Origin of the sequence: Bariatricus sp. SGI.154 (genome assembly GCF_050313795.1) — a bacterium.
Lineage (GTDB): Bacteria > Bacillota > Clostridia > Lachnospirales > Lachnospiraceae > CAMBRQ01.
Genome location: NZ_JBNPMC010000050.1, coordinates 1 through 25,185 on the forward strand (window position 1 = coordinate 1; position 25,185 = coordinate 25,185).

Annotated in this window: 25 protein-coding genes and 1 tRNA gene; 16 read left to right on the forward strand and 10 right to left on the reverse strand. The window is 38.8% G+C overall.

Translation table 11 applies throughout. The features are described 5' to 3' along the window. Positions 1 to 187 precede the first annotated feature (187 nt). Positions 188 to 1,150 (forward strand): alpha/beta fold hydrolase, encoded by a 963-nt coding sequence (locus ACQRBN_RS15990; RefSeq protein WP_427740046.1) that lies wholly within the window; start codon positions 188 to 190, stop codon positions 1,148 to 1,150. A gap of 389 nt (positions 1,151 to 1,539) precedes the next feature. Here the strand turns inward: ACQRBN_RS15990 and rsmG are convergent, their stop codons facing one another. The 8 genes from rsmG to rpmH all read right to left on the reverse strand — a co-directional run bounded on the left by rsmG (position 1,540) and on the right by rpmH (position 8,575). Then, positions 1,540 to 2,253 (reverse strand): 16S rRNA (guanine(527)-N(7))-methyltransferase RsmG, encoded by a 714-nt coding sequence (rsmG, locus tag ACQRBN_RS15995; protein ID WP_427740047.1) that lies wholly within the window; start codon positions 2,251 to 2,253, stop codon positions 1,540 to 1,542. A gap of 87 nt (positions 2,254 to 2,340) precedes the next feature. Continuing rightward, positions 2,341 to 4,248 carry a tRNA uridine-5-carboxymethylaminomethyl(34) synthesis enzyme MnmG gene (gene mnmG, locus ACQRBN_RS16000; protein ID WP_427740049.1) on the reverse strand — a complete coding sequence of 636 codons (1,908 nt, stop codon included), beginning with the start codon at positions 4,246 to 4,248 and terminating at the stop codon, positions 2,341 to 2,343. After that, positions 4,214 to 5,650 (reverse strand): tRNA uridine-5-carboxymethylaminomethyl(34) synthesis GTPase MnmE, encoded by a 1,437-nt coding sequence (gene mnmE / locus ACQRBN_RS16005; RefSeq protein WP_427740050.1) that lies wholly within the window; start codon positions 5,648 to 5,650, stop codon positions 4,214 to 4,216. Before mnmE ends, mnmG begins: the two co-directional genes overlap by 35 nt. Positions 5,651 to 5,816: 166 nt before the next feature. Further along, positions 5,817 to 6,710 (reverse strand): RNA-binding cell elongation regulator Jag/EloR, encoded by an 894-nt coding sequence (gene jag, locus ACQRBN_RS16010; RefSeq protein ID WP_427740051.1) that lies wholly within the window; start codon positions 6,708 to 6,710, stop codon positions 5,817 to 5,819. Positions 6,711 to 6,722: 12 nt separating this feature from the next. Continuing rightward, positions 6,723 to 7,790 carry a YidC/Oxa1 family membrane protein insertase gene (locus tag ACQRBN_RS16015; RefSeq protein ID WP_427740052.1) on the reverse strand — a complete coding sequence of 356 codons (1,068 nt, stop codon included), beginning with the start codon at positions 7,788 to 7,790 and terminating at the stop codon, positions 6,723 to 6,725. Positions 7,791 to 7,822: 32 nt separating this feature from the next. Continuing rightward, on the reverse strand, positions 7,823 to 8,035 hold the full coding sequence (gene yidD / locus ACQRBN_RS16020) for a membrane protein insertion efficiency factor YidD (protein WP_427740053.1): 213 nt from the start codon (positions 8,033 to 8,035) through the stop codon (positions 7,823 to 7,825). A gap of 12 nt (positions 8,036 to 8,047) precedes the next feature. Next, complete coding sequence (gene rnpA, locus ACQRBN_RS16025) at positions 8,048 to 8,383, reverse strand: ribonuclease P protein component (protein ID WP_427740054.1); 336 nt, start codon at positions 8,381 to 8,383, stop codon at positions 8,048 to 8,050. A 57-nt stretch (positions 8,384 to 8,440) separates the two neighbouring features. After that, entirely contained in the window at positions 8,441 to 8,575 is a 135-nt protein-coding gene (gene rpmH, locus ACQRBN_RS16030) for a 50S ribosomal protein L34 (protein WP_004607108.1), read from the reverse strand. 523 nt (positions 8,576 to 9,098) lie between these two features. Between rpmH and dnaA the strand changes: the two genes are divergently transcribed. The 6 genes from dnaA (at position 9,099) to gyrA (ending at position 17,710) form a co-directional block, all read left to right on the forward strand. Further along, positions 9,099 to 10,484 carry a chromosomal replication initiator protein DnaA gene (gene dnaA / locus ACQRBN_RS16035; protein ID WP_427740055.1) on the forward strand — a complete coding sequence of 462 codons (1,386 nt, stop codon included), beginning with the start codon at positions 9,099 to 9,101 and terminating at the stop codon, positions 10,482 to 10,484. Between the two features lie 267 nt (positions 10,485 to 10,751). After that, on the forward strand, positions 10,752 to 11,861 hold the full coding sequence (gene dnaN / locus ACQRBN_RS16040) for a DNA polymerase III subunit beta (protein WP_427740057.1): 1,110 nt from the start codon (positions 10,752 to 10,754) through the stop codon (positions 11,859 to 11,861). A gap of 12 nt (positions 11,862 to 11,873) precedes the next feature. Continuing rightward, positions 11,874 to 12,083, forward strand: coding sequence for an RNA-binding S4 domain-containing protein (locus ACQRBN_RS16045; RefSeq protein ID WP_427740058.1), 210 nt, complete (start codon positions 11,874 to 11,876; stop codon positions 12,081 to 12,083). Beyond that, a complete protein-coding gene (recF, locus tag ACQRBN_RS16050) occupies positions 12,073 to 13,164 on the forward strand; it encodes a DNA replication/repair protein RecF (protein ID WP_427740059.1) in 1,092 nt (363 codons plus the stop codon). Before ACQRBN_RS16045 ends, recF begins: the two co-directional genes overlap by 11 nt. Positions 13,165 to 13,174: 10 nt before the next feature. Continuing rightward, positions 13,175 to 15,109, forward strand: a complete 1,935-nt coding sequence (gyrB, locus tag ACQRBN_RS16055; protein WP_427740060.1) for a DNA topoisomerase (ATP-hydrolyzing) subunit B — start codon at positions 13,175 to 13,177, stop codon at positions 15,107 to 15,109. A 12-nt stretch (positions 15,110 to 15,121) separates the two neighbouring features. Then, positions 15,122 to 17,710: a DNA gyrase subunit A gene (gene gyrA / locus ACQRBN_RS16060; protein ID WP_427740061.1), complete on the forward strand. Its 2,589-nt coding sequence runs from the start codon at positions 15,122 to 15,124 to the stop codon at positions 17,708 to 17,710. A gap of 169 nt (positions 17,711 to 17,879) precedes the next feature. Here gyrA and ACQRBN_RS16065 read toward each other — a convergent pair whose 3' ends face one another. Next, a complete protein-coding gene (locus ACQRBN_RS16065) occupies positions 17,880 to 18,335 on the reverse strand; it encodes a C-GCAxxG-C-C family protein (RefSeq protein ID WP_427740062.1) in 456 nt (151 codons plus the stop codon). A 266-nt stretch (positions 18,336 to 18,601) separates the two neighbouring features. Between ACQRBN_RS16065 and ACQRBN_RS16070 the strand changes: the two genes are divergently transcribed. The 6 genes from ACQRBN_RS16070 (at position 18,602) to ACQRBN_RS16095 (ending at position 23,372) form a co-directional block, all read left to right on the forward strand. Continuing rightward, a complete protein-coding gene (locus tag ACQRBN_RS16070; protein ID WP_427740063.1) occupies positions 18,602 to 19,051 on the forward strand; it encodes a DUF2975 domain-containing protein in 450 nt (149 codons plus the stop codon). Between the two features lie 11 nt (positions 19,052 to 19,062). Beyond that, on the forward strand, positions 19,063 to 19,278 hold the full coding sequence (locus ACQRBN_RS16075; protein WP_427740064.1) for a helix-turn-helix domain-containing protein: 216 nt from the start codon (positions 19,063 to 19,065) through the stop codon (positions 19,276 to 19,278). 358 nt (positions 19,279 to 19,636) lie between these two features. Continuing rightward, a complete protein-coding gene (locus tag ACQRBN_RS16080) occupies positions 19,637 to 21,115 on the forward strand; it encodes a DUF4153 domain-containing protein (RefSeq protein ID WP_427740065.1) in 1,479 nt (492 codons plus the stop codon). A 150-nt stretch (positions 21,116 to 21,265) separates the two neighbouring features. Continuing rightward, the gene (locus tag ACQRBN_RS16085) at positions 21,266 to 22,108 is read left to right on the forward strand and encodes a fumarate hydratase (RefSeq protein WP_427740066.1); all 843 of its coding nucleotides are present in this window, start codon (positions 21,266 to 21,268) and stop codon (positions 22,106 to 22,108) included. Positions 22,109 to 22,110: 2 nt separating this feature from the next. Beyond that, positions 22,111 to 22,659, forward strand: coding sequence for a Fe-S-containing hydro-lyase (locus ACQRBN_RS16090; RefSeq protein ID WP_427740067.1), 549 nt, complete (start codon positions 22,111 to 22,113; stop codon positions 22,657 to 22,659). Next, positions 22,659 to 23,372, forward strand: coding sequence for a lysophospholipid acyltransferase family protein (locus ACQRBN_RS16095; protein ID WP_427740068.1), 714 nt, complete (start codon positions 22,659 to 22,661; stop codon positions 23,370 to 23,372). Before ACQRBN_RS16090 ends, ACQRBN_RS16095 begins: the two co-directional genes overlap by 1 nt. A 73-nt stretch (positions 23,373 to 23,445) precedes the next feature. Here the strand turns inward: ACQRBN_RS16095 and ACQRBN_RS16100 are convergent, their stop codons facing one another. Continuing rightward, positions 23,446 to 23,778 (reverse strand): winged helix-turn-helix transcriptional regulator, encoded by a 333-nt coding sequence (locus ACQRBN_RS16100; RefSeq protein ID WP_427740069.1) that lies wholly within the window; start codon positions 23,776 to 23,778, stop codon positions 23,446 to 23,448. A gap of 112 nt (positions 23,779 to 23,890) precedes the next feature. Between ACQRBN_RS16100 and ACQRBN_RS16105 the strand changes: the two genes are divergently transcribed. The 3 genes from ACQRBN_RS16105 to ACQRBN_RS16115 all read left to right on the forward strand — a co-directional run bounded on the left by ACQRBN_RS16105 (position 23,891) and on the right by ACQRBN_RS16115 (position 24,955). Next, positions 23,891 to 24,334, forward strand: coding sequence for a flavodoxin family protein (locus ACQRBN_RS16105; protein WP_427740070.1), 444 nt, complete (start codon positions 23,891 to 23,893; stop codon positions 24,332 to 24,334). Positions 24,335 to 24,466: 132 nt separating this feature from the next. Beyond that, positions 24,467 to 24,763, forward strand: a complete 297-nt coding sequence (locus ACQRBN_RS16110; RefSeq protein WP_427740071.1) for a flavodoxin family protein — start codon at positions 24,467 to 24,469, stop codon at positions 24,761 to 24,763. 104 nt (positions 24,764 to 24,867) lie between these two features. Then, positions 24,868 to 24,955, forward strand: a tRNA-Ser gene (locus tag ACQRBN_RS16115). Positions 24,956 to 25,185 lie beyond the last annotated feature (230 nt).

The window sequence follows — 25,185 nt, forward strand, 5'->3', positions numbered from 1 at the left end:
GCGCTCTGCTCATAAGCCGGATTGTGTGTTCATTCATGCAAGCATGATTTGCCCACAATCCGGCTTATGGCTGAACTGTTACCTTCCATATATCATGTTTCACGTGAAACATTTACATCATTTTTGATATGTAGTATAATAATAAAGTATAAATAATTAATCAACTTACATGAAATGAGGTGTAAATATGAGTTGGAAAAAGAAACTTGCAACTGGAATTACATTAATAGGCGCATCAACATTCACAATACATCTGATAAACAAATATATATATTTTTCAGCGACGTTAGATAATCTATTAAGCAATCCATCTGGTTCTTATTATGAATGGAAATTCGGAAAAATATACTATACAACAAGGGGAAAAGGCAGTCCTATTCTTCTTATTCACGACCTGACGACCTTCAGTTCAGGCTATGAATGGCATAAAACCGTAACTGAATTAGCCAAGACGAATACCGTTTATTGTATTGATTTACTTGGCTGTGGAAAATCTGATAAGCCTAATCTGACATATACAAATTATTTATACGTACAACTGATTAGTGATTTTATCAAACATGTTATTGGAGATAAAACTGATATCATCGCTACCGGAGAATCCAGCGCATTTGCAGTGGCGGCATGTCATAATGATCCATCTATCATTGGAAAGATTATATTAGTTAACCCGTTGGATATTAGGTTATTATCCAAAATTCCAACTAAACGTACAAAGATAGTATCAAAATTCATTAATCTTCCTATTATTGGTACATTTTTATATAATATTCTAACTAGAAAAGATACTATTGAAGAACTTTTTATAACAAAATATTATTACAGCAGCGAAAAGATTGAAAAGAATACTATAGATACTTATTACGAAACTGCTCATGTTGGAAACGCATCATCTAAATACTTATTTGCAAGTTTGTGCGGACATTATACTACTATTAACATTCGCCATTGCCTCTCCTCATTAACTAATAGTGTATATTTGATAGTAGGTAATGGAATTCCTAATGGTATTGAAATTGCTGGAAAATATAAAGATATTCTTCCTTCTATAGAGATAACAGAAATGGATAATACAAAATATCTTCCACAGTTAGAGAATACCAATGAATTCGTGGAACAGGTAAATGTGTTTTTGGGAGATGAATTTTAGGATTTAATTTTAGTTATTGGTTACTGAAGAGAGAGGAGCTATAGGTTTTTCCGAGGCTTCGCTCTCTTCTGCGCCAATTACTTACATAAATTCAAATTCTATCCAATACTCACATCCATTCACATATTCTATTCAACATCACTTTCCACCCATACTTTCAATTCAATCCCCACTTTAAACTCATACATCTAATAAAAAAACATTATCCCCCATCACAAACTCCCGTCCACACACCTCCCCAGAATCTCCACTAATAAAATTTTTCCACATTAGTGTTACCAGGTGTAAGGATGAATCAGGGTGTTTGGAACGCCGACCTCCGACATCTCAAACACCCTGATTCATCTTTACACCGTACACCTTAAAAAAATTTCTAAAAAAATTCAAATTCACCGCAACGGCTCCTTCGCCGGCAATCCCGCCTTCCGAGGATATTTCTTCCCAATCTCCTTTACCTTCGATATCTTCACAAAAGATCTGCTAATATCAGTCCCCGGTAACTGGAACTTCACAACATCATCAAGTTTCCCACCCAAGATACTGATAGACTTCTTAGAATCCCCTAATTCTTCTTCAATATCACCAGACTTATAAGACACAAATATACCCCCTAACCGTATATATGGCAAGCAATATTCTGATAAAGTTGCGAGATTCGCCACTGCTCTTGATACACATATATCATATTTCTCACGGTAATCCGCCTGCCTTGCATAGTCTTCTGCCCTGCCATGAATTGTATGAATATCCTCAAGCCCTAATTCCTCAATAACAGCATTCAGGAATTTAATACGCTTATTCAGAGAATCCAACAATGTCACTTTAAGATGAGGGAATGCAATCTTTAACGGAATTCCAGGAAAACCTGCACCTGTACCTATATCAATTACTGTATGGACTTGATTCATATCCAGAACATTTACGATAGAAAGGCTATCTACAAAATGCTTCATGACAACTTCTTCATATTCCGTAATTCCAGTAAGATTCATTACTTTATTCCATTCTACAAGCATAGAATAGAAAGTATCAAACTGTTCTCTTTGCTTTTCATCTATCTGAAATCCTAATTCATTAAATCTGTCATCTAATATATGCCCCATATTTATTCTCCATTTACTATATTTTTATCTATTCTCTGAGAATACATACTCATTCACTATTTCCTATATTTCAACTTTGAATTAACCTCAATGTCCTCCACTCAGATACACCAGCAATACCGATATATCCGCCGGTGACACCCCTGATATACGTGATGCCTGACCGATAGAGATTGGACGATATTCTTTTAATTTCTGTACCGCTTCAATGCGGAGACTCTTCACAGCATCATAGTCTATATGATCCGGGATGCGTTTATTCTCTAACTTTTTAAACTGCTCTACCTGCTTTTTCTGCCTGCTGATATATCCATCATATTTGATCGAGATATCTACCTGCTGTATTACTTCTTCTGCCAACTCTGCAGGCAATTCAGGTCTCTTTTCATCAATCTCTTCTAACACTTCATAGGATAATTCCGGGCGTCTGATTAATTCTGCCAGGGAAGATCCTGATGACAATGGAGTACTTCCACAAGATTCTAACAAAGTTTGTACTTTCTCAGTTGTTCCTATATTCGTATGTTTCAGCCTTTCAATCTCTGACTGGATTAATTCCTCTTTTTTAAGAAGTTTCTGATATCTTTCTTCGGAAATCAATCCTATCTCATATCCCTTTTTCGTCAGTCTCTGATCCGCATTATCCTGTCTCAGAAGGAGCCTATATTCGGCCCTGGATGTCATCATTCGATATGGCTCATGGCTTTCTTTGGTTACCAGATCATCGATAAGTACGCCTATATATGCCTCTGAACGGTCCAGTATCAGCGGTTCTTTTTCCTGCAATTTCCTTGCAGCATTGATTCCTGCTACCAACCCTTGTGCAGCTGCTTCCTCGTAACCAGAACTTCCATTGAACTGTCCTCCGCTAAAAAGACCTTCAATTTCACGGAATTCTAATGATGGCTTCAACTGCCTTGCATCAATACAGTCATACTCTATTGCATATGCATTTCTCACAATTCGTACATTTTCAAGTCCCGGAACCGTCCGGTACATGGCATATTGAACGTCTTCCGGTAAGGAACTGGACATGCCTCCGATATACATCTCATTAGTTTCCAATCCCTCAGGTTCGATAAATACCTGATGCCTGTCCTTGTCTGCGAATTTTACCACTTTATCTTCTATGGAAGGACAGTATCTTGGACCTGTACCCTCTATCATACCTGAAAATAGAGGCGAACGATCCAGATTCGCCCTGATAATATCATGCGTCTTCGTATTCGTATATGTCAGCCAGCAGGACACCTGATCAATCTGTACATCCTCCGGATTCGTGGTAAATGAGAACGGAACCACTCTCTCATCTCCGACCTGTTCTTCCATCTTACTAAAATCCACGGTATTCTTATCAATTCTTGCCGGAGTTCCCGTCTTAAACCGATACATCTTAATCCCTAATTCCTTCAGGCAATCGGTAAGATGATTCGCTGCCTGAAGCCCATTTGGTCCGGTATTATTGCTTACATCCCCATAGATACACCTTGATCTTAAATAAGTACCTGTACAAAGGATTACTGCCCTGCAATGATAAATTGCTCCTGAAAATGTCTGCACGCCAGTCACTTTTCCATCTTCAGTCAGAATATTGACAACCTCTGCTTGTTTAATCTCCAGGTTCTCCTGATTCTCTAACACCTGACGCATGGTACGACTGTAATGCGCCTTATCTGCCTGTGCACGGAGTGAATGAACTGCCGGTCCTTTTGACTTATTCAGCATCTTCGACTGAATGAATGTCCGGTCAATGACCTTGCCCATCTCTCCTCCCAGTGCATCTAACTCTCTTACCAGATGACCTTTCGAACTTCCTCCAATATTCGGATTACATGGCATCAATGCAATACTGTCCACGCTTACTGTGAATACAATCGTTCTGAATCCTAGCCTTGCTGTCGCCAGAGCTGCCTCACAACCTGCATGTCCTGCTCCGATTACTACTACATCATATACATCATTATTTACCCATACAGAATTTGCTGAATATCTCATTGACCAAATCTTCTCCCATCGTTTCACCGGTAATATTGCCCAAAGACTCATAAGCATCCAACAGATCAATGGAATAAAAGTCTTCCGGCATTCCGGCATCAATACTTTCAATTACTTTCTGCAATGCAGTATCAGCGTCTTGAAGTGCTGTCTTGTGTCGTACGTTCGTTATATAAATCTCATCGTTAAACGAAAGATTTCCTGCAAAAAACATATTTTTCAAAGTATTCTCCAATTCATCTATACCTTGTTGATTTTTGGCTGAAACCTCGATAATTGGCACATTGAAACTATTTTCTTTCTCAGTTTCATTTTCCTTTTTTGCAAGATTACTTGCAAAATATGCTTTTTCTACTTCCTGCTTCGTTACTATCATATCTAAATCTGACTTATTTAGCAAGATAATCGATGTTTTTCCCTGAATTAAACTTAATATCTCATTGTCATTTTCATCCAGAGGAGAAGAGGCGTCTATCACATATATGATAAGATCTGCTTTACCAGCCTGGCTTTTTGCCTTATCTACGCCAATCTTTTCTACAATATCTTTCGTATCTCTGATTCCTGCCGTATCCATGATATTCAAAGATATCCCCTGCAGGTTAATATGCTCTTCTAAAACATCTCTGGTCGTACCTGCAATATCGGTAACGATTGCTCTGTCTTCCCCAATCAATACATTCAATAACGAAGACTTTCCTGCATTTGGCTTTCCTAAGATAACCGTCTGTATCCCTTCTTTAATAATTCTTCCATCATCACAAGTATCCAGTAATGATTTTATTTCTTTAAGAAGATCATCTACTACGATTCTTAATTCTTCTCCATATCCATCGACACTAATATGTTCCGGATCATCTAATGCTGTCTCGATAAATGCTGTATGGTAAATTATTTTCTTTCTTATTTCATTAATTTTTTTCTTAACATTACCTTTTAACTGATTGATAGAACTCTGTAATGCATATTCATTCTGAGAAGTAATCAGATCTCCGACAGCTTCTGCCTGAGACAGATCCAGTCGTCCATTCAAGAATGCTCTTTTCGTGAATTCCCCCGGCTCTGCCGGTCTTGCACCATTCTTTATCAGTATTTCCAGAATTCTTTTTACAATATAGACTCCACCATGGCAATTGATCTCTACAGTATCTTCTCCTGTATAACTATGCGGACCACGCATCAGCATCACAAGAACTTCGTCAACTGTATCGTTTCCATCTACGATATATCCATAATGAATTGTATGAGACTTTTGATCTGAAAGTTTCTTTTCTTTCTTTCCTCTGTATACCCTGTCCACGATTTCCACTGCTTTCGGACCACTCATTCTTACGATTCCGATTCCGGAATTGCTCATTGCAGTTGATATAGCAGCGATTGTACTGTCATAACAATGATTCATACAACTTCTCCTCTACCTTTATTTACTCAATATGTTACCATCAAATATCATCTAATCCAAATTACCTTCCACTGGCAGTTCCTTCCCAATGATCGGTAATACAATAAAAAGAATGATATATCTATGTTATACCATTCTTTTTATCTTAGGATCATACTTCTTTATTCTATCTGTTACGTACCAGAGTTACTACAACTCTTCTGTAAGGCTCTTCACCCTCGCTATGTGTGGATACTCCCGGGTCAGACTGTAATGCTGAGTGGATAATTCTTCTTTCATATGGATTCATAGGCTCCAAAGATACGGTTCTTCTTGTTCTCTTTACTTTACTTGCAATGTTCTTTGCAAGATTCTCAAGAGTTTCTTTTCTTCTTCTTCTATAATCCTCTGTATCAAGTTTGACACGAACATATCCATCCTGCATCTTATTCGCAACTCTGTTAGTCAGATACTGGAGAGAATCAAGTGTCTGTCCACGTTTTCCAATCAGGATTCCCATGTTGCTTCCTTCCATATCAATGGAAAGAGCTCCTTCTTCATCTATATGGGATGTAACCTTTACATCTGTCATATCCATTGCTTTTAATACATCATAGATGAATTTCTCACATGCTTCGATTGTCTGGCTTTCAACTTTTGCAAGTTCTATTTCTTTCTTTTCTGCTACAGGTGCTTCCTTCTTCTCTTTTACAACATGTTTCTTATCTGTCTCAGGTTTATATTCCTTCTTTTTTGAATCCTGCTTTTTATTATCCTGTTTCTTATAATCTTTCTTAGCATGTTCTTTCTTCGGATGATCTTTCTTAACATGCTCTTTTTTCACAGGTTCCTTTTCTTCAGAAAGGCTTACTTTTGGAATCTCGATCTCAGGCTCTTCCTCTACAACTTCTACTTTTCTGCGGGCTTTGATAACAGCCTGTTTTCTTCCGATTCCTAAGAATCCTTCGCTTCCTTTTTCGATTACGATATAATCCAGATTATCACTTGTTACGCTTAACTGGATCAATGCCTCTGTAATTGCATCATCCAATGTTCTTGCTGATACGGTAATGTAGTCCATGAATAGCGCCCCCTAATCATTCTCATTAAATTTCTTAACCATATTTGCTTTTGATGCAAGGCTTCCCGCCTTTGCATTATTTGCATTCGCTTTTGCTTTTGCAATCTTCTCTTCTCTTTCCTTCTCACTCATACCGGAAGTATTACGTTTTGCGGAATCCTTAATGCTTCTTGTGTTCGTCTGAGCCATCTGATTGATCTTCTCAGCCTTTTCTCCACGCTTTCTCTTCTTCTCTTCTGCCTTCTCTTTATTCTTCTCAATTAATTCTTCGATAGACATCTTAGAGAGATGCTTATTAATGATTATCTGCTGTACACAACGTACTACCGCACTGACAATCCAGTAAAGACCAATACCTGTCGGCAGTGTGAATACCATGAAGATAGAGAAAATAGGCATCGTAACATTCATCGTATTCATAGTGCTTGCCATCGGATTATCTTTATCAAGCTGCTGTCCTGAAATTGCCTGAGACAGTTTAATACTGATATATTGTGTCAGACCTGAAAGTACAGGCAAAAGTACTGCTGTAACTATAATTGCCGCTGCTGGCAGACTATAAGAACCAGCATTTTTAATCATGCTAATTGGTGCTTGTGCAAGGTCAGGAATCGTAATAAATCTATTGACTGCAGCCGGTGCATCTTTGATTGCCGGTACATATCTCTGCATATCATAGATAACCGGGTACAGTGCAAAAAGTAATGGCATCTGTATTAACATTGGAAGACATCCACCTGTCATAGAAGTTCCATACTTATCATATACCTGCTGTACTTCTTCCTGCTGCTTCATCATAGAAGCCTGATCCTTCTTGTTACGATATTTTTTCTGGATTGCCTGAACTTCTGGATTGATTACAGCAGTCATCTTAGATGTTCTCTGCTGCTTAATCGTAAGCGGCATCATAAGCATATACACCAGAATCGTATAGATGATAATTGATAATCCTACCAGTCCGTTATCTGTCGGTAACACACTATCTAATACTGAATAAATAAAGTTCATTACTTTACCTAATATCCAGCAGATCTGTCCGACAATTGGCCAGTTAGCTGCGGTCAGCAAACTCATTGTCATAATTTTCTCCTCCATTATTGCAGTCATTCTTTTTAAGGAACAGGATCATACCCGCCCTTGGCAAACGGATTACAACGCAGTATTCTCCACGCTGCCAGGAGTCCACCCTTTAATGCACCATATTTTTCAATTGCTTCAACCGCGTACTGAGAACATGTTGGATAATAAATGCAGGTAGAATAACCTTTTAGCCCGGATAGATACTTCTGATAGAACTTAATGAATCCTAACAGAATCTTTTTCATAATACGTTACCTCTAATCTATAATTTCATGAAGATGACCCAGATGGAGCATTGCGCTGTCAATCTCTTTATAATTCTTACCTTTAGCGCCTATTCTTGCTATCACAACTATATCTAATCCACATCTGAATCTGTCTTCTTGCAATCTATAGCTTTCTCTGATTAATCTTGTTAATCTGTGCCGTACTATACTGTTGCCTACTTTTTTACTTACAGATATTCCTAATCGGTTCTGACTGGTATGATTCTCCATTACATACATCACCAGATACTTATTCGCATAGGATGTCCCATTTTTATAAACTCTCTGGAAATCCTTATTTTTTTTCAATGATTCGGAATATTTCATTATTTTTTCTCCCAAAAAAACTTTTTTTTATAGAAGAAAAGGCCACATATATGCGGCCTACGCTGATAATCTCTTTCTTCCTTTTGCTCTTCTGCTTGCAAGTACTTTTCTTCCACCTGCTGTGCTCATTCTAGATCTAAATCCATGAACCTTAGCTCTCTGTCTCTTTTTTGGCTGGAATGTCATTTTCATAGATATCCACCTCCTTATATTTTATAAGGGTCTCCCCCACTTTTTACCTAAAGACGTCGTTTTTGATTATATTAAAAAAATGGCGATACGTCAAGCAAATCCTGGATTTTTCTAAATTTATTTGTAACAGTTCAGCCATAAGCCGGATTGTGGGCGAATCATGCTTGCATGAATGAACACACAATCCGGCTTATGAGCAGAGCGCCATTTTATGAGCAAAAAGAGCTGCGTAGCAGCGGAGAAGCATCGCAGATGCGTTTTGCGAATGGCGCGGGCTGAACTGTTACATTTATTTATCCACAGGTTTTCCACATTTTGTGGATAAGTTGTGGATTTTACGTGGATAACATGTGGATATAAATATTTTTTTCAGTTCAACCACCCTATATTCGCATTTTTAAACTGTGAATAAAGTTATCCACAATGATTAGAGATTGCTTAAATCAATATTTTGATGTAGAATAGTAAAGAGTGGGTTATTGTTGGAATATCCATGAATTGGACAGATTAGGAGTTTATTGTAATGAACATTGTACAGGAAAAATGGCCGGAGATTATCGAGCATCTAAGAATAGAACACGAATTATCCAACGTATCGTTTACAACATGGATACAGCCTTTAAAAGTATATGATGTTGTTGATAATACTGTATTTATATTGGTAAATATGAATGCCAGCGTCGAGTATATCGAGAAGAAGTATCTTCTTCCTCTTAAGGTCTGCATTGCAGAGATCACTGATATTGAATTCGAAGTTGTTTTTATATCAGAGGATGATGACAGGCTGAATGAGATACAGAGTATGTCAATTGAAGCTACTAATAAGAAGAGAACGAAGACTGCTGCTGAAAAAGCAGGACTGAATCCTAAGTATACTTTTGATACCTTCGTTGTAGGCGGTAACAATAATTTCGCTCATGCAGCTTCGCTCGCTGTAGCCGAATCACCAGGTGAAGTGTACAATCCTCTCTTCTTATATGGAGGTGTTGGACTTGGCAAGACCCATCTGATGCATTCAATTGCACATTTCATATTAGATAAGAATGCGAAGAAGAAAGTATTATATGTAACAAGTGAGACATTCACCAACGAACTGATCGAAGCATTGAAGAACGGTAAGACTGCAGGCAATGAATCAGCCATGTCAAAGTTTCGTGACAAATATCGTAATAACGACGTTCTTCTAATTGATGATATCCAATTTATTATAGGAAAGGAAAGTACCCAGGAAGAATTCTTCCATACTTTCAATCATCTACATACCTCCGGAAAACAGATTATCATATCCAGTGATAAGCCTCCGAAGGATATCGAAACCTTAGAGGCAAGACTTCGTACCCGGTTCGAATGGGGATTGATTGCAGACATATCATCACCGGATTATGAGACACGTATGGCGATCCTTCAGAAGAAGATTGAATTAGACCATCTGGAGAAATATAACATTCCAAAAGATGTTCTCAAATATATTGCAGAGAATGTTAAGACGAACATTCGTGAACTGGAAGGCTCTCTTAATAAACTGATTGCTCTCTATAAACTTAATAATGCCGGCACGATTGATATTAATCTTGCAGCCGAAGCACTAAAAGATATTATTTCTTCCTATAATAATAGGCAGGTAACCCCGGAACTTATTCTGGATATAGTATCCGAACACTTCGGCATTACAATCGCTGATCTAAAAGGAAACAAAAGAAGTGCCAAGATCAGCGTTCCAAGACAGATTACCATGTACCTGATACGCCATATGACAGAGACTCCTTTACAGGCAATCGGTCTGATACTTGGCGGCAAAGATCACTCTACTGTCAAATACGGAGTAGAAAAGATCGAACGCGAGATTGAAAAAGACGAGACACTTCATAATACGATTAATATTATTACAAAGAAGATCAATCCGGCATAATGTGAATAAGTATGTGGACAACTTATGGATAACTTGAAGAAAAGCCGGGGAAATTCATTTTTAAAGAAATAAAAAAGTGAAATAAGACAAGTTATCACCAACACATCCACATACAAATACAAAACAATCCACAGAGATTTTAAATCCGAAAACCTTGATAAATAGAGGCTTGAAAGCAGTTTTCCTCTTTTCCACAGCCCCTAATAAGAAGAAGACGGAAATATTTAATATATATTTATATTTTGCGCCACGAAAGGAGTTATACACATGAAGATAATTTGCAACAAGGCAAATCTGGTGAAAGGAGTCAGCATTGTATCCAAAGCTGTTCCATCTAAGACCACAATGCCTATCTTAGAATGTATCTTGATTGATGCTACAAATGATATTATAAAGTTAACAGCGAATGATATGGAACTTGGAATCCAGACGGAGATTGAAGGAGATATCGTTGACAGAGGCATGATTGCCATTGATGCAAAGATATTCTCAGAGATTGTACGTAAGTTACCTGACAATGAGATTACCATAGAAACGAACGAGAATCTTCAGACAGTCATTACCTGCGAGAAAGCGAAATTCGATATCTCAGGAAAGCCGGGAGAAGAATTCTCCTATCTTCCCATCATCGAAAAGGAAGAGTCTATCGAAATCTCTCAGTTTACTCTGAAAGAAGTAATTAGACAGACCATCTTCTCCATCGCTGATAACGAAAGCAACAAATTAATGACTGGAGAATTATTCGAGATAAAAGACAACGTTCTAAGAGTGGTATCTCTTGACGGTCACAGAATCTCAATCCGCAAGATTGAATTAAAAGATCAGGTAAGCGATAAGAAATTAGTCGTACCTGGCAAGACTCTGATGGAGGTAAGTAAGATTCTTTCAGGTGAAGCAGAGAGCATGGTAAGCATCTCTTACACGAATAACCATATCGTGTTTGAATTCGATAATACAATCGTGGTATCCAGACTGATTGAAGGGGAATATTTCAGAATCGATCAGATGCTGTCCAGCGATTACGATACCAAAGTCAGAATTAACAAGAAAGAATTATTGAACTGTATCGACAGAGCAACTCTTCTGGTAAAAGAAGGGGATAAGAAGCCAATTATCATCAATATCGGCGATGAGATCATGGAACTTAAGATTAAGTCTCAGATAGGCTCTATGAATGAAGAGATATTTATCACCAAAGAAGGAAAAGACCTTCTGATCGGATTCAATCCGAAGTTCCTGATCGATGCACTCAGAGTTATAGATGACGAAGAAGTAACCCTATACCTGATGAATGCAAAAGCACCATGCTTCATAAAGGATGATGAAGAAAGTTATATATACCTGATTCTGCCAGTGAACTTCAACGCAGTATCATAAGGAGATCTAAAGATGGAATATATAAGACTAAGAGAAGATTATATAAAACTAGGCCAGGCTCTAAAGGCCGCTGGCCTGGTAGAATCCGGAGTAGAAGCCAAAGAGGTGATACAGGAAGGGCTCGTCCTTGTAAATGGTGAAACAGACACAAGAAGAGGGCGCAAACTATATGCCGGAGATATCGTAATATTTGATGGGGAAGAAATAAGAATTGAAGATTAAATCTTTAAAACTAAAGAATTTTAGAAATTATGATCTTTTAAAACTTGATTTTGATCATGCTGCTAATATCTTCTATGGTGACAATGCACAAGGAAAAACCAACATATTAGAGGCAGTATATCTTTCCGGCACAACTAAGTCTCACCGCGGAGCCAAAGACAAGGATATGATCCAGTTTGGTCAGGAGGAATCCCATATAGAGGCGGTTGTGGAGAAGAACCAAATTGAATATCAACTGGATATGCATCTGAAAAAGAACAGTCCAAAAGGAATTGCGATCAATAAGTTGCCAATTCGAAAAGCAAGTGAATTATTCGGAATTGTGAATCTTGTATTCTTCTCTCCGGAGGATTTGAATATTATAAAAAATGGTCCTGCAGAGAGAAGAAGATTCATAGATCTGGAATTATCCCAGCTTGATAAAGTGTATCTGAATAACCTGACGAATTATAACAGAATCGTTAATCAGAGAAACCGTCTTCTAAAAGACATGTGGATGGGTCAATCAGGTAATCTGATGGATACATTAGATATATGGGAATTGCAATTAATTCAATATGGTACTAAAATAATAAATAGAAGAAAAGAATTTATCAAAGAGATTAACGAAATCATTTCTTCTATTCACAAAAAGTTAACCGGTGACAGAGAAGACATTCAAGTAATCTATGAACCCAGCAATGGGAATCTTACGTTAGAACAAGCACTAGCCAAAAACAGAGAAAGAGATCTGCGAATAAAGAGTACGTCGGTAGGTCCGCACAGGGATGATATCTGCTTCATGGTCGGAGACCTGGATATCAGACGGTTTGGATCACAGGGACAGCAGAGGACTGCGGCGCTTTCTTTAAAACTCTCTGAGATTGAATTAGTAAAACAGGCAATACACGATACGCCTGTTTTATTACTTGATGATGTGTTGTCTGAACTTGATAAACATAGGCAAAACTATTTACTAGATAGCATTCATGATATACAGACGCTTATTACCTGTACAGGGGTAGAGGATTTTGTAAATCATTGTTTTTCTATAAATAAAGTGTTTCATGTCCAGAATGGACAGGTAACGAATGAAAACTAGGAGGATGAGAATGAGCACAGAAAAGGTACAGCATGAATATGGTGCGGATGAGATTCAGATATTAGAAGGTCTTGAAGCAGTTAGAAAAAGACCTGGTATGTACATCGGAAGTACTTCAGCCCGTGGACTCCATCATCTCGTATATGAGATTGTGGATAATTCTGTTGATGAGGCATTGGCAGGTTTTTGCGATACCATCTTTGTAACAATTAATAAAGATAATTCTGTTACAGTTCTTGATAATGGAAGGGGTATTCCGGTAGGAATCAACCATAAAGCAGGGCTTCCGGCGGTAGAGGTCGTATTTACCGTACTTCATGCCGGGGGAAAATTCGGCGGTGGAGGATATAAAGTATCCGGCGGACTTCATGGAGTAGGAGCTTCGGTTGTGAATGCACTGTCTAATTGGCTGGAAGTTGAGATATTCCATGAAGGAAAGATATATAAGCAGCGTTATGAACGTGGAAAAGTTATGCAGAAACTTGCTGTGATTGGGGATTGTGAACCTGGAAAGACAGGAACAAAGGTAACATTCCTTCCGGATGATACGATATTTGAAGAAACTGTCTTCGAATATGATATCTTAAAACAGCGTTTCCGTGAGATGGCATTCTTAACCAGAGGTCTTAAGATTGTACTTCGGGATGACAGACCGGAAGATAAGCCTATCGAAAAGACATTCCACTATGAAGGTGGTATTAAGGAATTCGTAACTTATCTTAATAAGAGCAAGACTGCGTTGTATGAAGATATTATCTACTGTGAAGGTATGGTAAATAATGTGGCTGTTGAAGTTGCAATGCAGCATAATGATTCTTATAGCGATAATACTTATGGATTCGTTAATAATATTACGACTCCGGAAGGTGGAACACATGTTGTAGGTTTCCGTAATGCGTTAACGAAGACATTTAACGATTATGCAAGAAAGAATAAATTATTAAAAGAAAGTGAGCCGAATCTGTCCGGTGAGGATATCAGAGAAGGTCTGACTGCAATCATCAGTGTTAAGATCGAAGATCCTCAGTTTGAAGGACAGACGAAGCAGAAACTTGGCAATAGCGAGGCAAGAGGTGCAGTTGACAGTATTGTAAGCAAGCAGTTAGAGATCTATCTGGAGCAGAATCCTGCGGTTGCGAAGATGACGATTGAAAAATCTGTTATGGCGCAGCGTGCAAGAGAAGCCGCAAGAAAGGCAAGAGATCTTACCAGAAGAAAATCTGCATTAGACAGTATGTCTCTTCCGGGAAAATTAGCAGACTGTTCAGACAAAGATCCGAAGAACTGCGAGATCTACATCGTAGAGGGAGATTCCGCGGGTGGTTCTGCTAAGACGGCAAGAGACCGTGCAACTCAGGCAATCCTGCCGCTCCGTGGTAAAATCTTAAATGTAGAAAAGGCAAGACTTGATAAGATATATGGTAATGCTGAGATTAAGGCTATGATTACCGCTTTTGGTACAGGTATCCATGATGATTTTGATATCTCCAAACTCCGTTATCATAAGATCATTATCATGACGGATGCCGACGTTGATGGCGCTCATATCAGTACTCTATTATTAACATTCTTATATCGTTTTATGCCTGATCTGATCAAAGAAGGCTATGTATATCTGGCACAGCCGCCATTATACAAGTTGGAGAAGAATAAGAAGGTATGGTATGCATACAGCGATGAAGAGTTAGATAGAATTCTGAAAGAAGTGGGACGTGACGGCAATAACAAGATTCAGCGTTATAAAGGTCTTGGAGAGATGGATGCAGAGCAGCTCTGGGATACAACCATGGATCCGGAACACAGAATCTTACTCCGTGTCACCATGGATGAAGAGACAACTTCCGAATTGGATCTTACATTTACTACACTTATGGGTGATAAGGTAGAGCCAAGACGGGAATTCATCGAAGAAAATGCAAAATATGTAAAGAACCTTGACGTATAGGAGGATAGATAAATGGAAGATAATATTTTTGATAAAATCCATGAAGTGGATCTTAAGAAAACAATGGAAACCTCCTATATCGATTATGCCATGAGTGTTATCGCCTCCCGTGCATTGCCAGATGTAAGAGATGGATTAAAACCCGTTCAGCGTAGAATCCTCTATTCCATGATCGAACTGAACAACGGTCCGGACAAGCCGCATAGAAAATGTGCCCGTATCGTCGGCGATACCATGGGTAAATATCACCCTCACGGTGACAGTTCTATCTATGGTGCATTGGTTAACATGGCGCAGGAATGGTCTACCAGATATCCACTGGTTGACGGACACGGGAACTTTGGTTCTGTAGACGGAGACGGCGCAGCCGCTATGCGTTATACGGAGGCAAGATTAAGTAAGATATCTATGGAATTGACGGCAGATATCAATAAAGATACCGTTGATTTTGTACCGAACTTTGATGAGACAGAGAAAGAGCCGACAGTACTGCCGGCAAGATTCCCGAATCTTCTGGTGAATGGAACTTCCGGTATTGCCGTAGGTATGGCTACCAATATTCCTCCTCATAATCTGCGCGAGGTGATTAATGCAGTTGTGAAGATCATTGATGATCAGATTGAGGATAAAGAAGAGACTACAATCGAAGAGATTCTTCATATCATTAAAGGACCTGATTTTCCAACTGGTGGTATGATCCTTGGAACGAGAGGAATCGAAGAAGCATATCGTACCGGACGGGGCAAGATTCGTGTCCGTGCAATTACTGACATTGAGACTATGCCGAATGGAAAGAGCAGAATTATCGTAACAGAACTTCCATATATGGTGAATAAGGCAAGGTTGATCGAGAAGATTGCCGAGATGGTAAGAGATAAGAAGATTGATGGAATTACAGATCTAAGTGACCAGTCCAGCCGTGAAGGTATGCGTGTCGTTATCGAATTAAGAAGAGATGTGAATGCGAATGTCATTCTGAATCAGTTATATAAGCATACTCAGCTTCAGGACACATTTGGCGTGATTATGCTTGCGTTAATAGATAATCAGCCGAAGGTTATGAATCTTCTGGAGATGCTGAATTACTATTTGCTGCATCAGGAAGAGGTTGTAACACGCCGTACGAAATATGAACTGAATAAAGCAGAAGAGAGAGCTCATATCTTAGAGGGATTATTAATCGCTCTTGATAATATCGATGAAGTCATTCGGATTATCAGAGGTTCTCAGACGGTTCAGATTGCCAAGTCTGAATTGATGGAGAGATTCGGTTTATCCGATGTCCAGGCTCAGGCAATCGTAGATATGCGTCTTCGTGCTCTGACCGGTTTGGAAAGAGAGAAACTGGAGAAAGAATATAACGAATTAATGGAGCAGATCAGCAGATTGAGAGCGATTCTGGCTGATCGTAAGTTATTGCTTGGCGTGATTAAAGAAGAGATTATTATCATCCGTGACAAATATGGTGACGAAAGAAGGACTTCCATTGGATTCGACGAATTCGATATCTCTATGGAAGATTTGATTCCAAAGGAAGATGTAGTCATTACAATGACAAAACTTGGTTATATTAAGAGAATGTCTGATGATACATTCAAGGCACAGAATCGTGGCGGAAAAGGTATCAAGGGTATGCAGACATTGGATGAAGATTACGTAGAAGAGTTATTCATGTCCAATACGCACCACTATATTATGTTCTTTACGAATAAAGGACGTGTATACCGTCTGAAGGGATATGAGATACCGGAAGCAAGCCGTACCGCAAGAGGAACAGCAATCATTAACCTCCTTCAATTGATGCCGGGAGAGAAAATCAGCGCAGTGATACCAATCGAGTATTACCGTGATGATGCATATCTTGTAATGGCAACGAAGAAGGGACTGATTAAGAAGACATCCTTGCGTGAATATATGAATGTCCGCAAGACAGGTCTTGCTGCAATTACTCTTCGTGAAGATGATGAATTGATCGAAGTGAAATTTACAGACAGTAATCAGGAGATTCTTCTTGCTACCAAATACGGACAGTGTATCCGTTTTGAAGAAGATGATGTAAGGGCTACCGGAAGAACTTCTATGGGTGTGAGAGGAATCAATCTTGCGGACCGTGATGAAGTCATTGGTATGCAGTTAGTAACTCAAGGCACAGATCTTCTGATCGTATCTGAAAAAGGTATGGGTAAGCGAACTCTGATCAGTGAATTCACAGCCCAGAACCGCGGCGGTAAGGGTGTAAAATGCTATAAGATTACCGAGAAGACGGGTAACGTTGTGGGAATCAAGGCCGTGGATGAAGATGACGAGATCATGATCATCAATACAGAAGGAATTATCATCCGTATGCTTTGCTCGGGAATCTCCGTTCTTGGACGTATTACATCAGGTGTGAAGCTGATTAATCTGACGGATGATAATATCGTCGCAAGTATTGCCAAAGTCAGGGATGAAGAGAAGGAAGAGAAGAAGAGAAAGTTGGCTTTGGGAGAGATTGATATTGAAGAATCTGAGGCTAATAAGGAAGAAAGTCAAGAAAGCGATATTAAAGATAATGATATAGTTATAGATGAAGATATCGCGGAAGAGAATACAGAAGAATAATTTATTAGAGGAAAAACTCTATGTTAATTTGTGGAATAAATTACGAGAGAAAGACTAAAAAACATACACGTAGAATAGAAAAATATTAGGATATATAGGGGCGGTTCTTACGATTAATTGAGTTAATATTCATTAATGTATGAGACCGCCCTTATCTTATATATGTATATTATGCATTGTCTTTTTCAAGTTCCCTGATAATAATTTCAGCCACTTTTCTAACTGTAGCGGCTACAAAAGTTACACATTGAGCCTTTCTTTCCGGAGAATTCTTCTCCATGCCCCTTGTAAGAACACGGCAGCAAGTTCCGCCGCAAGTCTCTTTAAAGTAATCATGCAGTTCATTCGTAAGTTCAAAGCATCTGTTAATCTTAGGATCGCCAGGAGTCTTACGTCCGAAGAAATATCCGATACACATCGTGCCTCCGGCCAATGCACCACAGATACATCCGCCTCCGCCAAGTCCCCAAGGGAATCCAGAACTCATAGCAATCGCATCGTCAGACATATCCAATTCAAAATGCTTCCGAATCGCATAAATCACAGACTCTGAACAGGCGAATCCCTGCTGGAAAATGTCAACAGCGTCCTTCTCTAATTGTTCCATGTTAATGTTAGTCGTCATAAAAGTACCTCCTTCGTCGGTTGGGGACGGGGGTTTTTTCAAATTCCCCCGTCCCAAATTAAAATAGGGGTGTCCCAAATTCATTTTTCCCTGTCCCTTTTTTAATATTTTATATCAATATGTGGTATTTTAAAAGAATTATTTATCGTTTAATAGTAATATTACGTGAAATATCGAAAAACGATAAAAATATATTGAATTTCAATAATACATGTGATATAGTTAAAAAAATCAACACAAAAAAACTATAAAGGATGTGATTATTCATGAACGAAAGATTTATAAAATTAACAAAGTATATATTGGACTTTATGTTTTTCAGTGGAATCATAGTATTCGTTACCCTTCCATTAAGTTTGAGGTTTCTGGGACAGTATTATTCAAGTTCAATCAACGAACATTTTCTCTTCATGCTTCTAATATTCGGAGTATCAGGAATATTTGGCATTATGATCATCAGCCAACTTAGAAAGATGATGAAGACGGTTGTGCAGGAGTCCTGCTTTGTCTATGAGAATGTAAGAAGTCTGAATGCAATGGCAGTATTAAGTCTGGGTATTGTAATCATGTTCATAGTTAAATTATGTGTTATTCCAACTCCTGCAACGGGAGTTATCATCCTGGTTTTCTTCATTGCAGCATTATTCAGCGAAGTACTGGCTCATGTATTCGCTCAGGCAGTGAAGTATAAGGAAGAAAATGATCTAACGATATAGGAGGTGTCATTGTGGGAATAAGAATTAATCTTGATGTTATAATGGCACAGAGGAAAGTCGGGCTGACAGAACTTGCGGGGAAGATAGATATTACTCCGGCTAATCTGTCGATTCTTAAGAACAATAAGGCAAAAGCCATTCGATTTTCAACCTTGGAAGCCATATGCAAGGAATTAAGATGCCAGCCGGGAGATATTATAGAATATATTTCGAATGAAGAGGAATGAACGTATATTACTTGAAGAATAGTGAGAACTGGGAGGAAAGACTAATGAAAAGGAAAAATAATATTTTTGGTATATTATTAATGATTTTATTGCTTTTTCTAATCGCTATATGGGGATTTCAGATATATAATATATGGATATTAGGAGTGTATGAAGTATTTCTAATTTTTATTCTAATTTTCATTCCTGTTTATTTTATAAAAAATATTAGAATTCATAATCCAGGCATATTAATTGTATTGTGGATGTTTGACATATTTTGTTTTTGCTATAATACGTTTATTTTGTTATTCTCTATCGGTTTTGTAACAGGAAATTTTCATACTCTTTAAAGGTTGTTTAATAGGAGGTGCTTTTCATGAATGAACATAAAGAAGGAAATCAATTAATTTGGAAAATAAGTGAAAACTATAAGTACTTTGGTGGTCTAAGTCTGGCATATGGGCTGATATTTACATTCTGTCTTTATAAGAATATGTCTGGAATCACATTTCCCATCTGTGTAGTTGCGACAATCGTATTTGCAGTACAATTCATGAAGAAGATTCATTATCAGTTACGGAAATATTCTTATCCTTATATAATAGGAATGGTTCTGTTGGGGATATCGACGGCGTTTACGACTTCGTTTTTTCTTCATTTTTTTAATCTGATAGGTATTGTGCTGTTATTTTTTGTATTCATGATACACCAGTTTTACAATGATTCTGTCTGGAACTTTCCGGCATATCTAAAGAGAATCTGTATTCTATTCGGAACAATGCTTCAGTGTATTCCTTATCCTTATCAGCATGGGGCAGGGTATTTGAATAAGAATAAAGATCAAAAGAATAACAGTACACTTGTGGCAGTTGCCATTGGATTCTTAGTAGCGATTGGAATACTCAGTGTGATATTGCCGCTTTTGTTGAAATCCGATGCTATTTTCTCCAGATTATTTGGAGAAATATTGAGATATATTAACTTTGGGACAATATTAGGTATATGTCTGACATTTATAGTAGGATTTACACTCTGCTATGCTTTTTTTTCTGCCTTATGCAAATACAATTTTCCAGAGGGAAGAGAGCGGAAGATGAGATATTACCATCCGGTGATAGGTATTACATTTACAAGTATTGTGAGTGTTATCTATCTGGTCTATTGTACCATTCAGATCATGTACCTGTTTATAGGGATGCAGTCAGGGCTTCCTGAGAATATGACTTACGCACAGTACGCAAGAGGTGGATTCTGGGAACTTCTTTTTGTGAGCATTATTAATTTCGTTATGGTGCTGCTGTGTATGCATATATTTCCTGAGAATCGAATCCTGAAGATCATCCTGACAGTTATCTCCGGATGTACATTTATCATGATCTTTTCAGCAGGCTATCGGATGTTCCTTTACATTGGAGCATATCATCTTACTTTTTTAAGAATCCTCGTGTTATGGTTCTTAATTGTGCTGACGATGATCATGTCGGGAGTGATTGTAAATATATATAAGAGACAGTTTCCCCTGTTCCATTACATTATGGCAGTGGTCAGTGTCCTATATATAGGATTCTCATTCTCAAGGCCGGATACCATCATAACCAGATACAATATCGCTCATTCCGAAAATATGGAAGAGCAGGATATCTACTATCTTCTGTATCACACATCATGGGATGCAGCACCGGAGATTGCTAAGATTAATCTGGAGGATTACGAGTGGGATACAGAGTGGATCGAAGAAGATATACGCAGTTATTTTAGGCATATAGAGGAAGAAAGTGAAGGAATATATTTCAGAAAAGCCAATTACTCACGAATTATGGCTAAGAAGGCAGCTGAAGAATATCTTAATAAGTAAAAAGGGACAGGGCAAATCGAAAAAGGGACACGGCAAATCCAATTGGGGACGGGGGAAATTGAAAAAACCCCCGTCCCCAATTGCCCTGCTCCCGACTTTGTATTATACTATAAAGTAGTAAAGTCATACAGTAGACACAGGAGGAACGAGATGCGTACAATCGACGTAAATGAGATTACGAAAAACATCAAAGAGATGTGTATAGAAGCGAACCACTATCTATCCAAAGACATGGACATCGCCATGAAGAAGGCAACCGAATCCGAGGAAGCCCCTCTTGGCAAGCAGATTCTTAACCAACTTCAGGAGAATCTTAAGATTGCGGTCGAAGATATGATTCCCATCTGCCAGGATACCGGAATGGCAGTCATCTTCTTAGAAGTCGGACAGGATGTGCATATTGAAGGAGGCGACTTAGAAAAAGCAATCAACGAAGGTGTCCGTCAGGGATATGTAGAAGGATTCTTAAGAAAATCTGTGGTAGGAGATCCGATCATCCGTAAGAACACCAAAGATAACACTCCTGCAGTAATCCATTATAGTATAGTAAAAGGTGATAAAGTAAAGATAAAAGTTGCTCCGAAAGGGTTCGGAAGCGAGAATATGAGCCGTGTATTCATGCTGAAACCCGCTGATGGAATCGAAGGCGTTAAGAATGCGATACTGACCGCGGTAAAAGATGCCGGTCCGAATGCCTGTCCGCCGATGGTAGTCGGAGTCGGAGTCGGCGGCACATTCGAGAAATGTGCATTGATGGCAAAAGAAGCCCTAACAAGAGAAGTTGGAACTCATTCCGATATCCCGTGGGTAAAAGATCTGGAAGAAGAGATGCTTGAAGAAATAAACAACCTCGGCATCGGACCGGGCGGATTAGGCGGAACAACGACAGTTCTTGCTGTAAATGTAAATACCTATCCAACACACATTGCCGGACTCCCGGTTGGAATTAACATCTGCTGTCACGTGAACAGACACATCATAAGGGAGGTATAATCATGGATAAGCACATCACCGCACCAATCACAAAGGAGGTCTCTCGTACCTTACGTGCAGGCGACTACATCTATATTACCGGAACGATTTATACTGCAAGAGATGCCGCTCATAAGCGTATGGATGAAGCACTTGCTAAAGGAGAATCCCTTCCTATAGATATCGTGGATCAGGCAATCTACTACATGGGACCATCTCCAGCCAGAGAAGGACGCCCAATCGGCTCTGCAGGACCGACGACGGCCAGCCGTATGGATCGTTATGCACCCAAACTTCTCGATCTGGGATTAACCGCTATGATCGGCAAAGGAAAGAGAAGCCCGGAAGTGCTGGATGCAATCGTAAGAAATGGAAGCGTGTATCTTGCAGCAGTTGGCGGAGCAGGGGCATTGCTTTCCAAATGCATCAAGTCTTCAGAAGTTGTTGCTTACGACGATCTTGGAACAGAAGCAATTCGCAAACTTGAGGTAGAGAATTTCCCAGTCATTGTTGTTGCCGATTGTGAAGGGAATAATCTATACGAGACAGCGATTAAGGAGTATCAAAGATAATGAAAAGAATACTGTTTATGGTATTTCGAAATATCTTGCTTGTCCCATACATGTGGATAAAACTGTGCTACCATGCAAGCCATGTGGAGAAATACACAGAAGAAGAACACTATAAGATGCTCAAGTTTATCTGCCGCCGGGCGAATAAGGGCGGCAATGTAACTATAGATGCGCACGGAGTTGAGAACATTCCTAAAGAAGACGGTTTCATGTTCTTCCCCAATCACCAGGGGCTTTACGATGTTCTGGCAATACTGGATGTATGCCCGTGCCCGTTTTCTGTAGTTGCAAAAAAAGAAGTGAAAGATATCCCATTTCTGAAGCAAGTATTTGCCTGTATGAGGGCATATACGTTAGATCGTGAAGATGTCCGTCAGGCAATGCAGGTAATTATTGATGTAACGAATCAGGTTAAAAATGGCAGAAACTATTTGATATTTGCAGAAGGAACACGCTCAAAGGATGGAAATAACGTACATAATTTTAAAGGCGGAAGTTTCAAGGCAGCAACGAAAGCAAAGTGTCCGATTGTACCGGTAGCGTTAATCGATTCTTTCAAGCCATTTGATACAAATACGATCAGCCCGGTGAAAGTTCAGGTACATTTCCTTGAGCCTATGTATTATGAGGAATATAAGGATATGAAGACAACGGAGATAGCACAGGTTGTAAAAGAACGGATACAGCAGACGATTTGTGAGAATATTATATAGAGCCATAATGAAGATATGAAAATAGCAAGATAGAGGGAACCAGTGTTGATGATTCTCTCTATAATTTTTGCTGCTATATTCTATTATTCAGTCCCCATTCACACATCCCATCCAAGATAGGAATCAAAGATTTTCCCCGATTCGTAAGGCTATATTCTACCTTAGGAGGAATCTGCGGATATTCTTCCCGATGAACCAACTGGTCAGCTTCTAATTCCTTCAAAGTAGAACTCAACGTCTTATAAGAAATATTCCCGATATATTTCTTCATCTCATTAAAACGAACAACCTTGAATTCCATCAAGGTATAAAGTATCGTCATTTTATATTTCCCATTAATCAGAGATAAAGTATAACTGAATCCCGTATCGTTCAGGCATTCGCTGGCAATGCATCGTTCTTTCATTTTACACTCTCCTTTAGGTAAGTATTAAACCTGTATGTAAGTATCGCACTTGAATGTGCGTACTTGTTTATAGGAATATGTTTGTTAAAATTATAGTATGATGGGAAACAGTGTGACAAATTTTTTTCTTGACGAAATGAATATTCATGGATGCAAGGGATGTTTTGGCGGGGGAGCGAACCCGGATAGTCCTTGCGTTCAGAAGGATGATATGGATAAGATATATCCTGTCTATAAAGAAGCAGATATCGTTGTCCTGGCAACGCCGCTTTATTACTGGACAATGAGCGGGCAACTCAAATGTACTTTTGACCGTTTGTTCGCAGTTGCTGAATGTGATCCGAATTACCGCAATCCGAAGAAAGAATGCGCACTTCTTATGGCAGCAGAGGGCAGCGGATTCGAAGAAACACTCTTCTGGTATGATCATCTGGAAAAACATATCGGTTGGAAGAGTATTGGAAAAGTCCTTTGTAGCGGTGTCATGGAAGTCGGAGATATAGAAGGAAAGCAAGAGTTGAAAGAGGCTTATGAATTGGGAAAATCAATTAATTAATGTGTGGAGAAAATGCAGGAATGAAGGAGCATAAGGACGGTTCATCCTGTAAATGTATGAGACTATGAGTAAAATTCTATTAATCAACGGTATGCTTTCCTTGACCGTTTGTTCTATTGTAGCGAGAGCCGTATGGCAGGAAAATTAACTGCATCGGTGGTTTCCTGTCGAAGAGGTGGGGTGAGTGCCGCATTCGATCGGCTGAATAAGTATTTTGGAATTAGTAACATGCATATTGTTGGTTCCCAGTATTGGAATCAGGTACATGGATTCACACCAGATGATGTACGTAAGGATGGCGAAGGGCTGCAGACTATGAGAACCCTGGCGCAGAATATGGCATGGCTGCTGGAAGGAATCGAAGCTGGACGTAAAGGTGGAGTGGAAACACCACAATATGAAAAAAGAATTAGTACACATTTTATATAAAGAAGAAAATATAAAACAGAGGAAAATAGTTTGCAAATGGTTTTTTGAAAAAGTGAAAAAAATGATTGACAACTAGTAAGAGGTCTAGTATAATAACTTCTGCTGGAGAAATACTCAAGAGGCTGAAGAGGCGCCCCTGCTAAGGGTGTAGGTCGGGTAACCGGCGCGAGGGTTCAAATCCCTCTTTCTCCGTTTAGTCAGTGATGGCTGTCTGAGACAGGAAAAAGTTTCAGACAGTTTTTTATGGCTAAGAGATGACTTCGTATTTAACTTCTATATAGTGGTTATATGGAGTTGCAGATACCATGTATTGTATCAGAAAAAAAGATGTAGAAAAAAGTAAAAAAACTTAAAAAACATCTTGACAAACGGATACAACCCATGATATTATATCTAGGCTGACTCGTGAGAGACAGACAAAG